The following is a 17,103-nucleotide window of genomic DNA, read 5'->3' on the forward strand; positions in this document are numbered from 1 at the left end:
CCGAGACCGCCGCGCCCGGCGCCCCGGCTCCCGGCGCGCCGCGTCCGGGCGGTGCCGCCGGCGCTCCGCGTCCCGGCAACAACCCCTTCGCATCGGCGCAGGGCATGGGTCAGCGTCCCGCGGGCCCGCGTCCGGGCAACAACCCGTTCGCTTCGGCGCAGGGCATGGGCCAGCGCCCGACCCCGACCCCCGGGAACATCCCGCGTCCGCAGGCTCCGCGCCCCGGCGCCCCTCGTCCCGGCGCACCGCGTCCGGGCGGTGCGGGTCGTCCCGGCGGCGGCGGTCGTCCCGGCGCTCCGTTCCAGCAGCGTCCCGGCGGTCCCGGTCGTCCCGGTGGTGCCGGCGGCGGCTTCCAGCGCCCCGGTGGCGCGCCCGGTGGAGCGCCCGGCGGGTTCGCCGGTCGTCCCGGCGGTGGCGGCCCCGGCAGCCGTCCCGGCCGCGGTGGCACCGCAGGTGCCTTCGGAAAGGGCGGCGGCAAGTCCAAGCAGCGCAAGTCGCGTCGGGCGAAGCGTCAAGAGTTCGAGATGAGGGACGCCCCGACGGTCGGTGGCGTCAACGTCTCGCGCGGCAACGGCGAGATCATCCGGATGCGCCGCGGCGCATCCATCTCGGACTTCGCCGACAAGATCGAGAACATCACCGGCTACACCGTGCAGCCCGGCACTCTCGTCACCATCTTGTTCAACCTGGGCGAGATGGCGACCGCGACCGAGTCGCTCGACGAGGCGACCTTCGAGGTCCTGGGTGCCGAGCTCGGCTATAAGATCCAGATGGTCTCGCCCGAGGACGAGGACAAGGAGCTCCTCGAGAGCTTCGGCCTCGATCTCGAGCAGGAGCTCGAGGACGAGAACGAGGACGACCTCGAGATCCGTCCTCCGGTCGTGACCGTCATGGGCCACGTCGACCACGGTAAGACGCGACTGCTCGACGCGATCCGTCAGAGCAACGTCATCGAAGGCGAAGCCGGCGGCATCACGCAGCACATCGGTGCGTACCAGGTGTGGACCGAGCACGAGGGCATTGAGCGCGCCATCACCTTCATCGACACCCCGGGTCACGAGGCGTTCACCGCCATGCGCGCCCGTGGTGCCCAGGTGACCGACATCGCGATCCTCGTGGTCGCCGCCGACGACGGCATCATGCCCCAGACGGTCGAGGCGCTCAACCACGCGCAGGCCGCCGGCGTGCCGATCGTCGTCGCGGTGAACAAGGTCGACAAGCCCGAGGCCAACCCGGCCAAGGTCCGTCAGCAGCTCACCGAGTACGGCCTCGTCGCCGAGGAGTACGGCGGCGACGTGCAGTTCGTGGATGTCTCGGCTCGCGCCGGCACCGGCATCCAGGAGCTCCTCGACGCGGTGCTGCTCACCGCCGACGCCGGGCTCGACCTCACGGCGAACCCGAACAAGGCCGCCCGCGGTGTCGCGATCGAGGCGAAGCTCGACAAGGGTCGCGGATCGGTGGCCACCGTGCTCATCCAGTCCGGAACCCTGCGCGTCGGCGATGCGATCGTCGCGGGCACGGCCTATGGCCGCGTGCGTGCGATGGCGGACGAGAACGGCGACGCCGTGCTCGAGGCCTGGCCGTCGCGTCCCGTGCAGGTGCAGGGTCTCAACTCGGTGCCCCGCGCCGGTGACACCTTCATCGTGACCGAAGAGGACCGCCTGGCCCGTCAGATCGCCGAGAAGCGAGAGGCCGCCGAGCGCAACGCCCAGCTGGCCAAGGCGCGCAAGCGCATCTCGCTCGAGGACTTCACCCGCGCTCTCCAGGAGGGCAAGGTCGAGTCCCTCAACCTCATCATCAAGGGCGACGTGTCGGGTGCCGTCGAGGCGCTCGAGGAGTCGCTCCTCAAGATCGAGGTCGACGAGTCGGTGCAGCTGCGCATCATCCACCGCGGTGTGGGTGCCGTGACCGAGTCCGACGTGAACCTGGCGACGATCGACAACGCGATCATCATCGGCTTCAACGTGCGTCCCGACGCGAAGGCGCGCGAGCGCGCCTCGCGCGAAGGCGTGGACATCCGGTTCTACTCGGTCATCTACAACGCGATCGACGATGTCGAGCAGTCCCTCAAGGGCATGCTCAAGCCGGAGTTCGAAGAGAAGCAGTCGGGTGTGGCCGAGATCCGCGAGGTGTTCCGCTCCTCCAAGTTCGGCAACATCGCGGGTGTCATCGTCCGCTCGGGAACGATCACGCGCAACGCCAAGGCGCGGGTCATCCGCGACGGTGTCGTGCTGGCCGATGGCCTCGCCATCGAGTCGCTGCGTCGCTTCAAGGACGACGTCACCGAGGTGCGTACGGACTTCGAGGCCGGTATCGGGCTCGGCAAGTACAACGACATCCAGATCGGCGACGAGATCGAGACCACCGAGATGGTCGAGAAGCCGCGAGGCTAGTCGGACCGCAGAATGCACGGGATGCCCCGCCCACACCGGGCGGGGCATCCTGCACATCCACCGGATCACGGTGGCGAGGCAAGGAGGACAACATGGCAGGCGAACGTCAGGCACGAGTCGCAGACCGCATCCGCGTCGTGCTCGCGGAACGGCTGGAGAAAGGTCTGCGCGACCCGCGTCTCGGATTCGTCACGATCACCGATGTCAAGGTGACCGGGGACCTCCAGCACGCGTCGGTCTTCTACACCGTGATGGGGGATGACGCGCTGCGCGCGGACACCGCCGCCGCCCTGAAGTCCGCGACCGGGATGCTCCGCACCGAGGTGGGCAAGAATCTCAACACGCGTCTCACTCCGACGCTCGAGTTCTTCCTCGACGCGATCCCCGAGAACGCCGATCACATCGCGGCGCTCCTGCGCGAAGCGCGCGAGCGTGACGAGGCGGTCGCCGGTCTCGCCTCGACGGCGACCTACGCCGGCGACGCGGATCCCTACGTCAAGCCGCGCGAGGACGAAGAGTCCGACGACAGGGATGACGCGGACAAGTGACATGCCGAAGGGCGGGGTGGCTTCGGCCACCCCGCCCTTCGTGTTCTCACGCCCCGGCGACGCCCGTCGATAAGTCCGCCGCGAGGGTCCCCGACACGATCCTGTCGACCGTCGCGGCGAATCCCGCCGCGCCGCTCGCCGCGCTGATGTCGGCCGCGATGCGCTGAGCCGCACGGCGGTAGCCGGGGGTGCCCGACACCCGCTGAACCGCAGCGCGGATCGCGGCCGGCGTGGCCCGCCGCGTTCGGAGGTTCACCCCCGTGCCCGACCACGCGACGCGCGCCGCGACTTCGACCTTGTCCTCCTTGCCGGGGGCGACGACGAGCGGCACGCCGTGCCTCAGGGCGTACTGCACTCCGCCGTAGCCGCCATTCGTCACGAACACGTCCGTGTGCGCGAAGAGATCCTCGTAGGGCAGGAACTCTGCGGCGCGCACGTTCGCCGGCAGAGCACCGAGCGACGCGACCGGCAGTCCGCCGGTCGCGACGACGACCAGGGCCTCGGTCCCGGCGAGTCCCTCGATCGTCGGAAGGATCAGTTCCGACGGGTCGTCGTTGGCGATCGTTCCCTGCGTCACGTGCACGACGGTGCGCGCCCGCTCGACGTCGGTCCACCAGTCGGGCCGCGCGTGCGGCGCGACCGCGGCGGTGATCGGGCCCGTGAAGACGACGGATGCCGGAGCATCCGGTCTCGGATACTCGAACGACGGCACCGTCAGCTGGCAGACGGCGTCGGCGCGGGGGAGCCAGTCCAGCACGGGTCCGCTCAGAGCGTGGCCGACGGCCCGGCGTGCGATCTCGTCGGCGGCGGCGTCCACGGTGCGGAAGAGGCGCTTCGTGCCCGCGGCGAGGATCTTGTTGCGGATGCCGCCGATGAGGCCGCCCAGCGGAGGCAGCCCCATGCCGAACGGCGCGAGTCCGGGACCGGGATAGCTGAGCGGGACGAGCCCCGCCACGACGATCGGCACGCGCTCAGCCCGTGGGAGCTCCGCGTACAGGACGGCCCCGACGAAGAGCGGGTCGCACACGACGACATCGGCATCGCGGATGTCGACGAGTGCCGACAGTGCGGCGTACTGATGTTCGCCGGGTCGCACGAAGATGTGCTCGAAATCGAAGGCGATGGCCTTGACCGCCGGCATCCCTTCGCGCTCCGGATAGCGTGCCGACACCGTGCGGTCATCGAAGTCGGCCGCTTCGGGCAGCGGGATGTGCTCGGCGCCCGTCGCTTCGACGGCCGTGGCGAACCGCGCGCCGGTCAGGAAGGTCACGCGGTCGCCGCGCTCCACGAAGTGGCGGGCGATGGGCAGGAGGGGGACGACGTGGCCGTGCACCGGCACGGAGGCGATGAGGATTTCGGACATGACTGCTCCAGTGGAAGAATCGGGTGACCGTTGAGAGTATTCACTACAGGAGTACAGTAGTCAATATGGCAGATCAGAAATCCCCGCGACGCTATTCGTCGACGCTGCGTGCAGAACAGGCTGCGGCGACGCGCGAGCGGGTCGTCGCCGCTGCCGCTGAGCTCTTCTCGGAGCGCGGCTACGCGGGCACGAGCATGCCGGAGATCGCCCGGACGGCGGGGGTGTCCACCGAGACCGTCCAGTCGCACGGACCGAAGTCCGTCCTGCTGCGCGCCGCCATCGACGCGTTCGCATTCGGCGTCGGCCGCGATGCGGACACCCGCGCCACGGAGCTGGGCGGACGACTGCTCTCGGCGCGGTCGTCGACCGAGGCCGTGGAGCTGGCGGCGGACGTGCTCGCACAGGTCAATGCGGCGACGCACGGTCTGTGGCTGGCGTTCTCCGAGGCCGCGCGCACCGACGACGAGATCTCCGAGTCGTTCCGACAGCTCGCGCAGGGCATCCGCATGCAGAACGTCGTGCTCATGACGGAGTGGCGGCAGCGCGGGTTCGCGCGGGAGGACGTGCCGTTCGAGGAGCTCGTCGACCGATCGGTGCTCGTGACATCGGTCGAGCTCTACGACCGCGCGGTGCGCGTCGCGGGCATGTCGCCCGATGAGTATCGGCGCCACCTCGCGGTGATGCTGCGCGAGCTCATCGCCGCGCGTTGACGTCGTCTCGCGGCGATCAGTGCGGCAGGCGAAGCATCCCGTCGGCGGCCTCGGCCAGGCCATCGGCGATGAGCGAGTCGATCGCGCGATCGCGCTGGAGCGGGTCCGGCCAGTCCGGGATGACGGTGTCGACGGGGACCGCATGTGCCTCGGCATCCCGCAGCACCCTCAGCACGGCACCCCGCGCCTGTCGGTCGCTGCCCTCGTACTTCGCTTGCCTGCGGCGCTCGTCACCCGTGTCGGGGTAGCCGGCCAGACGCCAGGCGCACCGGTCGGCGATCGGGCACGCGTCGCATCGCGGCGAACGGGCGATGCACACGGTCGCGCCGAGCTCCATCGCTGCGGCGTTGACGATCGCGGACGACTCGACGTCGACCGGGAGGATGACCTCCATCGCGGCGAGGTCGCGCTTCGACGGCGGTCCGGGCTGTGAGCGACCGTCGATCGCGCGAGCCAGGACGCGACGGGTGTTGGTGTCGACGACAGGATGCCGCGACCCGTACGCGAACACCGCGACCGCGCGCGCCGTGTAGTCGCCGATGCCCGTGAGTGCGAGGAGCGCGTCGACGTCGTCGGGCACGACGCCGTCGTGGCGATCGCGGATCTCGACCGCAGCGCGATGCAACCACAGCGCCCGTCGCGGGTACCCCAGGTTGGCCCAGGCGCGTACGGCGTCGGCCGGAGCATCCATCGCCAGCGCCGTCGGCGTGGGCCAGCGTGCGAGCCACGCCTCGAGGTGCGGGATGACGCGGTTCACGGGCGTCTGCTGCAGCATGAACTCGCTCACCAGCACGCCCCAGGCGCCGAACCCCGGCCGTCGCCAGGGCAGGTCTCGCGCGTTGTCGCGGTACCACTCGATGAGCGGCGTCGCGAGGTCGGGCATGTCGATCAGCCTATGTCGGTCGGGAACACGTCGCCCTCAGTGAGAAGTCCTCGCGAACGCGAAGTCTGTGGCGATGGTTTCTCCCGGCCCGCCTCGTGCCCGGCCGCCTCGTAGGCTGGAGCCATGCGCCTGCCGACCACCCCCGCGACGACCCTGTGGCGCGAGCTGCGCGACGAGGTGCGCGCCCACTATCGCGCGGGCAGGATCATCCTCGCCGTCGACGGGCGCGACGGCGCAGGCAAGACCGTGTTCGCCGATGGGCTGGCCGACGTGTTCGCCGAGGACGGCTCGGCGGTGTTCCGGGCATCCATCGACAGCTTCCACCGCCCTCGCGACGAGCGCTGGGCCAGAGGCCGCACGAGCCCCGTCGGGTTCTACGAGGACTCGTACGACTACGCGACGTTCCGCCGGGTGCTGATCGACCCCTTCCGCGAGGGCGGACAGACCGGGGCGACGACCGGCTTCCAGCTCGCCGCATTCGACGTCGAGCGCGACGCGGCCGTCGAGTCGACGTGGGTCACCGCGCCGAAGGACGCCGTGCTCATCGTCGACGGCATCTTCCTCCACCGCCCGGCGCTGCGGGGCCTCTGGCACTGGTCGGTGTGGCTCGACGTGCCGATCGACGTCGCGTACGAGCGCATGGCTCGGCGAGACGGCACCGACCCCGACTTCCTGGCACCGGCGAACACCCGCTACCGCGAAGGGCAGGAGCTCTATCTGCGCGACGCGGACCCGCGGGACGCGGCGTCCGTCATCGTCGACAACACCGACTTCGCGCACCCGCGCCGCGTGTTCCGGGACTACTGCTGATGGCGACTGCGGGGATCGTGCTCGTCGACAAGCCCGGCGGCATCACGAGCCACGACGTCGTGGCCCGCGCGCGGCGGGCGTTCGGCACGCGCAAGATCGGCCACGCCGGCACGCTCGACCCCATGGCGACGGGTCTGCTCGTGCTCGGCGTCGAGGGCGCGACGCGGCTGCTCACGTTCATCGTGGGCCTCGACAAGACGTACGAGGCCACGATCCGGCTGGGGGTCTCGACGGACTCCGACGACGCCGACGGTGAGATCACCGCGACGATGGATGCCTCGCCCCTCGCCGACGCGCAGATCCGGGCGGCGATCGAGCCCCTCACAGGCCGCATCTCGCAGGTGCCGAGCACCGTCTCGGCCATCAAGGTGAACGGCAGGCGCGCCTACGACCTCGCGAGGGCGGGCGAGGAGGTGCAGCTCACGGCGCGCGAGGTCACTGTGTCGCGGTTCGAGGTGATCGATGCGCGGCGAGCGGGGGAGACCGTCGACCTCGACGTCGTCGTGGACTGCTCGAGCGGCACGTACATCCGGGCGCTCGCGCGCGACCTCGGTGCCTCGCTCGGGGTCGGCGGTCACCTCACGGCGCTGCGCCGCACGCGCATCGGCCCGTTCGACGCGCGCGACGCTGCGTCCGTCGACGAGCTGGCCGCGGCATCCGTCCTCACTCCCGCCGCCGTCGCGGCCGACGTGCTCGGAGCATTCGACGTCACCGCCGATGAGGCGCGCGATCTGCGACACGGCAAGCGCCTCGGGGGAGCGGCGCCCCGTCTCGCGGCGGGGAGGGCCGCGATCGACCCGAATGGCGTGCTCGTCGGGATCGTCGAGAAGCGCGGCGACGACGTCAAAAGCGCCATGAACATGCCCGAGGAGAGACCCGCATGATCCTGTGGTTCACGCTCGCCCAGGTCGCCGTCGCGGTGCTCGCGGGAATCCTGTGCATCGTCCTCGGACTCGCCGGGCGCCGCCCCAGCGATCTCAGCGTCGGATCGCTCGCGCTCGTCGAGGTTCTCCTGATCGCGCAGATCGTGATCGCGATCATCGCGCCGCTCGCCGGCAACCCGCCGACGGGCAGCGCGCTGGAGTTCTGGGTGTATCTCGTGTCGGCCGCTCTGCTGCCGGTGGCCGCGGTGTTCTGGGCGCTGCTGGAGCGCAGCCGGTGGTCGACCGTCATCATGGGCCTCGCGGCGCTCGCGATCGCCGTCATGGTGTGGCGGATGCAGGTGATCTGGACGATCCAGATCGGCTGAGCCCGCGCGGGCCGCAACTAAGCTGGATCGGTCATGTCATCTTCTGTCACCCCGCGCCGCCGCATGTCGGGCATCGGCCGCGTGCTCGTCGTCGTGTACGGCATCCTCGCGCTCGGTGCGTTCGGCCGCTCGCTCGTGCAGATCATCGAGCGCTTCGACCACGCCCCCCTCGCCTTCACGCTGTCGGCCGTGTCGGCGACCGTCTACATCGTCGCGACGCTCGCGCTGATCTTCGCGGGATCGCGCGTCTGGTATCGCGTCGCGTGGGTCACGATCTCGTTCGAGCTCGTCGGGGTGCTCGTGATCGGCACCCTGAGCCTCATCCGCCCCGACCTGTTCCCGGAGGCGACCGTCTGGTCGTTCTTCGGGATGGGATACCTCTTCATCCCGCTCGTGCTGCCGTTCCTCGGCATCTGGTGGCTCGTGAAGCATCCGCCCGTGACGTCGGATTCGACGAAGGATGCCGCCGTCCAGGTGGCCTCGTGATCGTCTTCCGGTCGCCGGCCGACGTGCCGGCGGGATTCGGCCCGTCCGTCGTCGCGATCGGCAAGTTCGACGGCGTTCACTCCGGGCACCGCGCCGTCATCGATCGCGCGAGGGTCGACGCCGCGAACAGCGATGCGCGCGTCGTCGCGGTGACCTTCGACCGCAATCCGCTCGCGCTGCTGCGTCCGGAGCTGTGCCCCGAGAACCTCATCGGCGTGCACCAGAAGCTGCAGATGCTCGCCGAGACGGGGGTGGATGCGACGCTGATGCTCACCTTCGATCGCGCGCTCGCCGACCTCACCCCGCGTGCGTTCGTCGAGCACGTGCTGGTCGACGCGCTCGGTGTGCGCATCGTGCTCGTCGGCGACGACTTCCGCTTCGGTGCGGGCGGCGCCGGCAACCCCGACGTCCTGCGGGAGCTCGGGCGGGAGTTCGGCTTCGAGGTGGAGGTCGTCGGCGACGTGCGCGCGATCGACGGCGGTCGGCGCGTGTCGTCGACGTGGATCCGCGAGCTGCTCGCCGAGGGGGATGTCGCGGGTTCCGCCCGCCTGCTGGGTCGCCCGCCGGCGGTCTGGGGCGAGGTCGTGCACGGGCTCAAGCGCGGACGCGAACTCGGCTACCCCACGGCGAACCTCTCGAACGACCTCGAGGGGTTCATCCCCGCCGATGGCGTCTACGCCGGATGGCTCGTCGACGAAAGCTCCGCCGACGGGCTGCGCCCCGGCATCCGGTACGCCGCCGCCATCAGCGTCGGCACCAACCCGACGTTCGACGACGTCCCCGTGCGACAGGTCGAGGCACACGTGCTGGACGAGACGGATCTCGACCTGTACGGTCATCGCGTCGAGGTGCAGTTCACCAACCGGGTGCGGGGCATGGTCGCGTTCGAAGGCGTGGACGCGCTCGTGCGGCAGATGGCCGACGACGTCGAGAGGGTGCGGAAGGCTCTGACATGACCGACACGACGCCGACCCGCCCGATCAAGGTCTTCCGGCGCGCGATCGTCGCCGTCATCATCGTCTCGTTCGGTCTCGCCGCTCTCCTGGGCATCGTCGTGCTGCTGGGGGGCGACCTGGGTTCGGAGCAGTACCGGGCCCTCGGAACGACGGCGACGATCGGCGCCTTCAGCGTCGCCGTCCTCTGCTGTGCGGCCCTCGCCGGACGGCGCCTGCAGCTCGTCGGATTCGTCGGCGCGGGAGTCGCGCTGGTGAGCGCGATCCTGTCGGTCTGGCTGATCTGGTATCGCTACGACAGCTACCCGGACTCCCTGTACGACACCCTCATGCGCCTGACGTGGACGGGTATCGCGCTCACCGTCGCCTTCTCGTTCGCGTCGCTCCTGCTCCTGCTCGCCGACCGCCGTCAGGCTGCCGTGCGGATCGGATTGGCTGTCACGATCGTCCTGTTCACCGTCGTCCTCGGTATGACGATCTATGCGATCTGGTGGTCCTCCACGATCACCGGCGACGCGTTCGGCCGCACACTAGGCGTCTGCGCGATCCTCGCCGCGCTCGGGGCCGTCATCGTCCCCGTGCTGTCGCTCATGCTGCGCGACGCGCCATCCACCACGGGACTGTCGCCCGTGTCGATCGCTCTGCTCGATGCCGAAGCCGCCCGCCGCGGCATTCCCGTCAACGCGCTCGTCGATGCGCTGCTGCGCGAGTCCGCCCCGATGGATCCCGTAGACCCGCGCTGAGCGCGCCTCTACGATCGAGGCGTGGATGCCGCATCCGTCGATCTCATCGCCTACGCGGCCGCGGCAGCGCCGTCGGTCAACCTGTGGGGAGCCCTCGGCTGCGCCGTCGCCTACTCGGCATCGCTGCTGGCGACCCTCGACGCGTTCGCGGACCTGATCCTCGCGCGCGGTGACGCGCCAGCGGGTCGGCTCACGGCCGGGGTAGGCTTGAAGTTCGCGTCCAAACTGGCCGCGGCCGCGATCGCCGTCATCGCAGCGGGGATCGTGCTCGCCCTCGACGACAACTGGTTCGCGTTCACGAGCCTCACGATCGCGTTCGTGATCGTCGTCGGGACCGGTGTGATCGTCCTCGTGCGCCACGCGCGCACGGCGGCGCCGACACCGGCGGAAGGCCCACCTACCCGGCGGACCAGACAGACCTGAGGAGACCCATGAGCCGCACCGATCTCCAGACCCTCCCCGAGCGCGCCGTCGAGCTGCTCGGCGGGGAACCCGACGACACGACCCTGCGCCGATACCTGCACGGACTGCCCGGCGTCGACGCCGTCGGCCTCGAACAGCGCGCCGCGGGCCTGGGCACCCGCTCCATCAAGACGACGTCCAAGGCATGGGCGCTCGACAAGATCATCGAGCTCATCGACCTCACGACGCTTGAGGGCGCGGACACGCCCGGCAAGGTGCGATCGCTCGTCGCGAAGGCGCTGAATCCGGATGCCTCCGATCCGACGTGTCCGCGGGTCGCCGCCGTCTGCGTGTACGGCGACATGGTCGCGTACGCCGTCGACGCGCTCGGCGAGGCGCACGGTGACCCCGACGACGGCGGCGTGAGCGTCGCGGCCGTCGCGACGGCCTTCCCGTCGGGCCGCGCATCGCTCGCGATCAAGCTCGCAGACACGGCCGAAGCCGTCGCCGACGGCGCTGACGAGATCGACATGGTGATCGATCGCGGCGCGTTCCTCGCAGGCCGCTACGGACTCGTCTTCGACCAGATCGCGCAGGTGAAGCAGGCGTGCCGCCGCGAGGACGGCTCGTACGCCTCGCTCAAGGTCATCCTCGAGACGGGTGAGCTCAACACGTACGACAACATCAAGCGCGCGTCGTGGCTCTCGATCCTCGCGGGCGGCGACTTCATCAAGACCTCGACCGGCAAGGTGCAGCCGGCGGCGACGCTGCCGACGACACTCCTCATGCTCGAGGTCGTGCGCGACTGGCACCGCGCGACAGGGGAGAAGATCGGCGTGAAGCCCGCCGGTGGCATCCGCACGTCGAAGGACGCCATCAAATACCTTGTGACGGTCGCCGAGACCGTCGGCGAGGAATGGCTCCAGCCGCACCTCTTCCGCTTCGGAGCATCCAGCCTGCTCAACGACGTGCTGCTGCAGCGCCAGAAGCTCAGCTCCGGGCACTACACCGGCGCCGACTACGTGACGATCGACTGATGACCACCCCCGACGGTCGAGGAGCGGGGCGGACCCCGCGGATCGAGACCAAGGAGAACCGAATGACCTTCCTCGAGTACGCCCCCGCGCCCGAGTCGCGCGCGATCCTGAATCTCCGCGAAGAGTACGGCCTCTTCATCGACGGCGAGTTCCGTCCCGGCACGGGGGAGTCGTTCGCGACGATCTCGCCCGCCGACGAGAAGCACATCGCCACGATCGCCTCGGCGTCGGAGGCGGATGTCGACGTGGCTGTCGCGTCCGCCCGCAAGGCGTTCGACAAGACGTGGTCTCGCATGAGCGGTCGCGACCGCGGCAAGTACCTCTTCCGCATCGCCCGGCTCGTCCAGGAGCGCGCGCGAGAGCTCGCCGTCGCCGAGAGCCTCGACAACGGCAAGCCGATCAAGGAGTCCCGCGACGTCGACGTGCCGCTCGTCGCCGCGTGGTTCTTCTACTACGCCGGCTGGGCCGACAAGCTCGACTACGCGGGCCTCGGAGCCGACCCGAAGCCGCTCGGGGTCGCCGCGCAGGTCATCCCGTGGAACTTCCCGCTGCTCATGCTCGCGTGGAAGATCGCGCCCGCCCTCGCTGCGGGCAACACCGTCGTCATCAAGCCGGCCGAGACGACGCCGCTGTCGGCGCTCATCTTCGCCGAGATCCTGCAGCAGGCCGACCTCCCGCCGGGCGTGGTCAACATCGTGACGGGCGCCGGGGCCACGGGAGCAGCGCTCGTGCGGCATCCCGACGTGAACAAGGTCGCCTTCACGGGCTCGACGGGAGTCGGACGCGAGATCGCCAAGTCCGTCGCCGGCACCGACAAGAAGCTCACGCTCGAGCTCGGCGGCAAGGCGGCGAACATCGTCTTCGAGGACGCCCCCGTCGATCAGGCGATCGAGGGCATCGTCAACGGCATCTTCTTCAACCAGGGTCACGTGTGCTGCGCGGGCAGCCGCCTGCTCGTGCAGGAGTCGATCCACGACGACGTCGTCGAGCGGCTCAAGACGCGCCTGTCCACCCTCCGCCTCGGCGACCCCCTCGACAAGAACACCGACATCGGCGCGATCAACTCGCGTGAGCAGCTCGACCGCATCCGCGAGCTCAGCCGCATCGGCGAGGAGGAGGGCGCGGTCCGCTGGACCGCGGACTGCGCGATCCCCGAGAACGGCTTCTGGTTCGCCCCGACGATCTTCACGAACGTGCAGGCGTCGCACCGGATCGCTCGCGACGAGATCTTCGGACCGGTGCTGTCGGTGCTGACCTTCCGCACGCCCTCCGAGGCGATCGAGAAGGCCAACAACACGCCGTACGGCCTGTCGGCCGGCATCTGGAGCGACAAGGGCTCCCGTATCCTCGCCGTCGCCGACCGCCTGCGCGCGGGAGTCATCTGGGCCAACACGTTCAACCGCTTCGACCCCGCCTCGCCGTTCGGCGGCTACAAGGAGTCCGGCTACGGCCGCGAGGGCGGACGCCAGGGACTCCTCGCCTACCTGAAGGGAGCCGCAGCGTGAGCAAGCGTCTGACCGTGCCCAAGACCTACAAGCTCTACATCGGCGGCGCGTTCCCGCGCAGCGAATCCGGTCGCACGTACGAGGTCGCGACCCCGAAGGGCGTGTTCCTCGCGAACGCCGCGCTCGCGTCGCGCAAGGACGCTCGGGATGCCGTCACCGCGGCGCGCGGCGCCGTCAAGGGCTGGGCGGGGGCCACCGCGTACAACCGCGGCCAGGTGCTCTACCGCGTCGCCGAGATCCTCGAGGGCCGCAAGGCCCAGTTCGTCGACGAGATCGTCGCGCAGTCGGGTGTCTCGGCATCCGTCGCCGCCGCCGAGGTCGACGAGGCGATCGACCGCTGGGTCTGGTACGCGGGCTGGTGCGACAAGTTCGGCCAGGTCGCGGGCAACGGCAACCCCGTCGCGGGGCCCTACTTCAACATCTCTGTGCCCGAGCCCACGGGCGTCGTCGGCATCGTCGCACCGCAGGATTCCGCGCTCGCAGGTCTCGTGTCGGTCATCGCGCCTGCGCTCGTGACCGGCAACTCGGTCGTCGTCGTCGCGTCGCAGAAGTACCCGCTGTCGGCGATCAGCCTCGCCGAGGTGCTCGCGACCTCCGACGTCCCGGGCGGCGTGGTGAACGTGCTCACCGGCTCGCCCGCCGAGATCGCGGGGTGGATCGCATCCCACCCCGACGTGCACGGCCTGGACCTCGCGGGAGCAGGCGACCTGGACTGGGTGGATCTGCAGATCAAGGCCGCCGAGACGCTCACGCGCGTACTGCGTCCGGGCGAGCCGGTTCCGAGCCTCGAGCGCATCACGGCCTTCACCGAGCTCAAGACCGTCTGGCACACCAAGAGCCTCGTCTGACGGCGCATCGGGTGGCGTGAGGCAAGGAGAATCACGCGGGAGAAGGATGCCGGGCGACGCAGCATCCTTGCCTCGCGTTGATCTCCTTGCCTCACGCCGTCCGATCGCCGTCTCCGCTCGGTCGGAGGATCGCCGTTCGGTCGGATGATTCGGGGCGAATCCTCCGACCGAAGCCACATTGTCCGACCGAGCTAAGCGCGTATCAGGCGAGGTCGAGGCCGGTGCCCCAGTGGCCGGGCTCGCGCAGTTCGCCGTAGCGCACGTCGACTTCGTCGCGGCCGACGGAGGCGACGCACGCCAGCAGCGAGAGCGTCGGGTAGCCGTACGGGCGGTTGTCGCGGATGATCGCGCGATCGTCGGTGCTCTCGAGCGCGGACGAGCGCTCGAGGACGTCGACCCACGGCATCCACCATCGATCCTGGTCCGAGACCGGCGCGTCGCGGAAGGCGTCGAGCCACGCGGCGATGCGGGGCGTGGACGGGTCGTCGACGTCGTCGTGCGCGATCATGTGCGTGCCGGGCTCGAGTCCGGTCATCGTCAGCGAGACGCCGTCCCACGTCAGCACGCGGGCTCCGTCGGCATCCACTTCGACGAGATTGAAGCCGTGCGTGCGCGGGTCGGCGGCGGGGGAGCGGCCCGCGGCCGAGTCCAAGACGATCCCTCCGCGCGAGAGCAGTTCGGACTCGGGGCGGTCGGTGACATCGGCCCGGTTCAGCAGCACCGCCAGGCGCCCGGCATCCGGATCCGCGGCGAGCCATGCGCCGCCGGCCCGAGCGTCACGGACACCGATCACGCCGTCGTGGGCCTCGGGCCACCACCGGCCGAGAGGATTCCACGGACGCGCGGGATCCTCGTCGCGGATCGCGAGCACCCGCGTCGGCTCACCCGCGGATTCGGGCACCCGGATGATCACGGTGCACATAACGGGCATTCTCCTGTCGGGCTCTCATGCCATGATCGGAACGTGTTCATCGTGGTCGGAGTCACGGGCGGGATCGCCGCCTACAAGACCGTGCACCTCGTGCGCCTCCTCGTGAAGGAGGGCCACGACGTGCACGTCGTGCCGACGGCGGATGCCGTGCGCTTCGTGGGTCTGCCGACCTGGGAGGCGATCAGCCGCAATCCCGTCACGACCTCCGTCCACGACGACGTCGCCCGCGTGCGGCACGTCGCCCTCGGCCAGTCGGCCGATCTCGTGATCGTGGCGCCCGCGACGGCGAACAGCCTGGCGAAGATGGCCACGGGGCTCGCGGACGATCTCCTCGGAACGACCCTACTCGCCACCACGGCGCCGGTCGTCGTGGCGCCGGCGATGCACACCGAGATGTGGCGGCATCCCGCGACCGTGGCCAACATCGCGACGCTCCGCGCACGCGGCGTCGTCATCGTGGGTCCTGCGGACGGGGAGCTGACGGGCGGCGACAGCGGACCGGGGCGGATGACCGAGCCCGAGGCGATCGTCGAGGCGGCGATGTCGCTCGGGGCGCGCAAGGACCTCGACGGCTGGCACGTCGTCGTGAGCGCGGGGGGCACGCGCGAGCCCATCGACCCCGTCCGCTTCATCGGCAACCGCTCCAGCGGCCGTCAGGGGGTCGCGGTGGCCCTCGCCGCCGGCGACCGAGGGGCGCACGTCGAGCTCGTCGCGGCGCACGTCGACGACGGAGTGCTGGCCGAGGCATCCGTCCATCCGCGTGTCGTGATCACGCGCGTCGGCACGGCGAAGGAGTTGGCGGATGCCGTGGGCTCCGCCGCGACCGACGCCGACGTCGTCGTGATGGCCGCCGCCGTCGCGGACTACCGCGTGGCCGAGGTCTCGCCGCGCAAGCTCGCGAAGGACCGCTCCGCCACCAAGGGACTGACGCTCGACCTCGTCGAGAACGACGACGTCCTGGCGGGTCTGGTCGCCTCGCGACGAGAGGGCCAGACGATCGTCGGCTTCGCCGCCGAAACGCCCGCGGAGGGCGACACGCTCCTCGAGCGCGGTCGTCGCAAAGCGGCGCGCAAGCGTGCGGATCTGCTCGCCGTCAACGAGGTCGGCTGGTCGGTGGGCTTCGAGTCCGACGACAACGCGCTGACGCTCCTCGACGCGGCGGGCGAGATCGTCGCGACGCCGAGCGGTACGAAGCGCGACGTGTCGGATGCCCTGTGGGACGCGATCCGCGACCTCCGCGAAAAAGGGTAACGAAAAGGTAACAGCGCGTGTAATGTGGTCGCACCGCGTCGAAGAAGACGCCGGTGGAAGACCCGAGGACACACCCGATGCCCGACCCGCACGCACCCGCCGCGCTGCGCGAGCGGATGCCCGCTCTCATCGTCGTGGGCGTGCTCGCGATCGCGAGCGTGCTCATCGCGCTCGTCGGCGTGACGCCCGCGCGCGTCGGGGCGACCGAGCTGCTCGGCGACGAGCGCACTCCCGGTGAGGCCGCGTTCATCGCGAGTCATCGCGGCGGCGGCGCCACGGCGCCCGAGAACACGCTCCCGGCGATCGCGGCCGCCCTGGCCGCCGGCTTCGACTACGTCGAGGTGGATGTCGCCCTGACGGCCGATCGCCGCCCGGTGCTCCTGCACGATTCCACGCTCGACAGGACGACGAACGGACGCGGCGCCGTGTCCGCGCACACGCTGGACGAGGTGCGCGCGCTCGACGCGGGGTCGTGGTTCGACCCGCAGTACGCGGGCACCCCGGTGCCGACCCTGGAGGAGTTCCTCGACCTGCTGGCGACGTCGCCGCAGCGGGCGATCGTCGAGTTCAAGGGGGAGTGGGATGCCGCGGCCGTGCAGGCGGCGATCGCCGAGGTGTCGGCTCGCGATCTGGACCGCCGCGTCGCGATCGCGAGCTTCGACACCCGCACGCTCGCCCTGGTCGAAGCCGCCTCCGAGGTCGTGCCGCGCCTGCTCATCCTCAAGCATCTGCCGGATGACGTCGTCGCGGCCACGGCGGAGGCCGGCGTGCGCGGCGTGATCGCCGACCGGAAGGCCGTCGATCTGCGTCCCGAGGTGGTCGACGACCTCCACGCCGTGGGAGTCCGCGTCATCGTGTACACGCTCAACAAGGATGCGCAGTGGGGCGAGATGACGGCGCTCGGCGTCGACGGGATCGTGACCGACGATCCCGGCACGCTGTCGGAGTGGCAGGGGATCGTCGCGGACGGCAGGTAGGGTCGGACCGCATC

At 70.4% G+C, this 17,103-nt stretch carries 18 protein-coding genes; 15 read left to right on the plus strand and 3 right to left on the minus strand.

All coding sequences use genetic code 11. The annotated features are described in order from the left end of the window. Both infB and rbfA read left to right on the plus strand, forming a co-directional pair. Positions 1–2,393, plus strand: a 2,393-nt coding sequence (infB, locus tag ACTIFV_RS17010) for a translation initiation factor IF-2 (protein WP_439593993.1), incomplete at its 5' end; no start/stop codon positions are given. 92 nt (positions 2,394–2,485) lie between these two features. Then, positions 2,486–2,941: a 30S ribosome-binding factor RbfA gene (gene rbfA, locus ACTIFV_RS17015; protein ID WP_439593994.1), complete on the plus strand. Its 456-nt coding sequence runs from the start codon at positions 2,486–2,488 to the stop codon at positions 2,939–2,941. Positions 2,942–2,987: 46 nt separating this feature from the next. Here the strand turns inward: rbfA and ACTIFV_RS17020 are convergent, their stop codons facing one another. Next, the gene (locus ACTIFV_RS17020; RefSeq protein ID WP_439593995.1) at positions 2,988–4,304 is read right to left on the minus strand and encodes a glycosyltransferase; all 1,317 of its coding nucleotides are present in this window, start codon (positions 4,302–4,304) and stop codon (positions 2,988–2,990) included. Between the two features lie 65 nt (positions 4,305–4,369). Here ACTIFV_RS17020 and ACTIFV_RS17025 point away from each other — a divergent pair, with 65 nt between their 5' ends. Then, positions 4,370–5,014 carry a TetR/AcrR family transcriptional regulator gene (locus ACTIFV_RS17025; protein ID WP_439593996.1) on the plus strand — a complete coding sequence of 215 codons (645 nt, stop codon included), beginning with the start codon at positions 4,370–4,372 and terminating at the stop codon, positions 5,012–5,014. A gap of 16 nt (positions 5,015–5,030) precedes the next feature. Here the strand turns inward: ACTIFV_RS17025 and ACTIFV_RS17030 are convergent, their stop codons facing one another. After that, a complete protein-coding gene (locus ACTIFV_RS17030; protein ID WP_439593997.1) occupies positions 5,031–5,897 on the minus strand; it encodes an A/G-specific adenine glycosylase in 867 nt (288 codons plus the stop codon). Positions 5,898–6,020: 123 nt separating this feature from the next. On the opposite strand from ACTIFV_RS17030, the gene ACTIFV_RS17035 reads away from it, so the two are divergent. From ACTIFV_RS17035 to ACTIFV_RS17080, 10 genes are all read left to right on the plus strand, one after another. Continuing rightward, positions 6,021–6,707 carry a uridine kinase gene (locus tag ACTIFV_RS17035; RefSeq protein ID WP_439593998.1) on the plus strand — a complete coding sequence of 229 codons (687 nt, stop codon included), beginning with the start codon at positions 6,021–6,023 and terminating at the stop codon, positions 6,705–6,707. Continuing rightward, positions 6,707–7,591, plus strand: coding sequence for a tRNA pseudouridine(55) synthase TruB (truB, locus tag ACTIFV_RS17040; protein WP_439593999.1), 885 nt, complete (start codon positions 6,707–6,709; stop codon positions 7,589–7,591). The genes ACTIFV_RS17035 and truB overlap by 1 nt, the downstream gene beginning before the upstream one ends. Continuing rightward, positions 7,588–7,956, plus strand: coding sequence for a hypothetical protein (locus ACTIFV_RS17045; RefSeq protein ID WP_439594000.1), 369 nt, complete (start codon positions 7,588–7,590; stop codon positions 7,954–7,956). Before truB ends, ACTIFV_RS17045 begins: the two co-directional genes overlap by 4 nt. A gap of 33 nt (positions 7,957–7,989) precedes the next feature. Further along, the gene (locus ACTIFV_RS17050; protein ID WP_439594001.1) at positions 7,990–8,442 is read left to right on the plus strand and encodes a hypothetical protein; all 453 of its coding nucleotides are present in this window, start codon (positions 7,990–7,992) and stop codon (positions 8,440–8,442) included. Continuing rightward, positions 8,439–9,398, plus strand: coding sequence for a bifunctional riboflavin kinase/FAD synthetase (locus ACTIFV_RS17055; protein WP_439594002.1), 960 nt, complete (start codon positions 8,439–8,441; stop codon positions 9,396–9,398). The genes ACTIFV_RS17050 and ACTIFV_RS17055 overlap by 4 nt, the downstream gene beginning before the upstream one ends. After that, positions 9,395–10,138, plus strand: coding sequence for a hypothetical protein (locus ACTIFV_RS17060; protein WP_439594003.1), 744 nt, complete (start codon positions 9,395–9,397; stop codon positions 10,136–10,138). The genes ACTIFV_RS17055 and ACTIFV_RS17060 overlap by 4 nt, the downstream gene beginning before the upstream one ends. Before the next feature lie 21 nt (positions 10,139–10,159). Beyond that, entirely contained in the window at positions 10,160–10,561 is a 402-nt protein-coding gene (locus ACTIFV_RS17065) for a hypothetical protein (RefSeq protein WP_439594004.1), read from the plus strand. An 8-nt stretch (positions 10,562–10,569) separates the two neighbouring features. After that, entirely contained in the window at positions 10,570–11,577 is a 1,008-nt protein-coding gene (deoC, locus tag ACTIFV_RS17070) for a deoxyribose-phosphate aldolase (RefSeq protein WP_439594005.1), read from the plus strand. 62 nt (positions 11,578–11,639) lie between these two features. After that, positions 11,640–13,082, plus strand: a complete 1,443-nt coding sequence (locus tag ACTIFV_RS17075) for an aldehyde dehydrogenase family protein (protein WP_439594115.1) — start codon at positions 11,640–11,642, stop codon at positions 13,080–13,082. Next, positions 13,079–13,930, plus strand: a complete 852-nt coding sequence (locus ACTIFV_RS17080) for an aldehyde dehydrogenase family protein (protein WP_439594006.1) — start codon at positions 13,079–13,081, stop codon at positions 13,928–13,930. The genes ACTIFV_RS17075 and ACTIFV_RS17080 overlap by 4 nt, the downstream gene beginning before the upstream one ends. 202 nt (positions 13,931–14,132) lie before the next feature. Here the strand turns inward: ACTIFV_RS17080 and ACTIFV_RS17085 are convergent, their stop codons facing one another. Next, a complete protein-coding gene (locus tag ACTIFV_RS17085) occupies positions 14,133–14,852 on the minus strand; it encodes an NRDE family protein (RefSeq protein ID WP_439594007.1) in 720 nt (239 codons plus the stop codon). A gap of 42 nt (positions 14,853–14,894) precedes the next feature. Between ACTIFV_RS17085 and coaBC the strand changes: the two genes are divergently transcribed. Further along, positions 14,895–16,112 (plus strand): bifunctional phosphopantothenoylcysteine decarboxylase/phosphopantothenate--cysteine ligase CoaBC, encoded by a 1,218-nt coding sequence (gene coaBC / locus ACTIFV_RS17090; RefSeq protein ID WP_439594008.1) that lies wholly within the window; start codon positions 14,895–14,897, stop codon positions 16,110–16,112. 77 nt (positions 16,113–16,189) lie between these two features. Beyond that, a complete protein-coding gene (locus ACTIFV_RS17095) occupies positions 16,190–17,089 on the plus strand; it encodes a glycerophosphodiester phosphodiesterase (protein ID WP_439594009.1) in 900 nt (299 codons plus the stop codon). The last annotated feature ends 14 nt before the right edge of the window (positions 17,090–17,103 follow it).

The sequence above is a fragment of the Microbacterium sp. genome, from assembly GCF_051860965.1.
GTDB lineage: Bacteria > Actinomycetota > Actinomycetes > Actinomycetales > Microbacteriaceae > Microbacterium.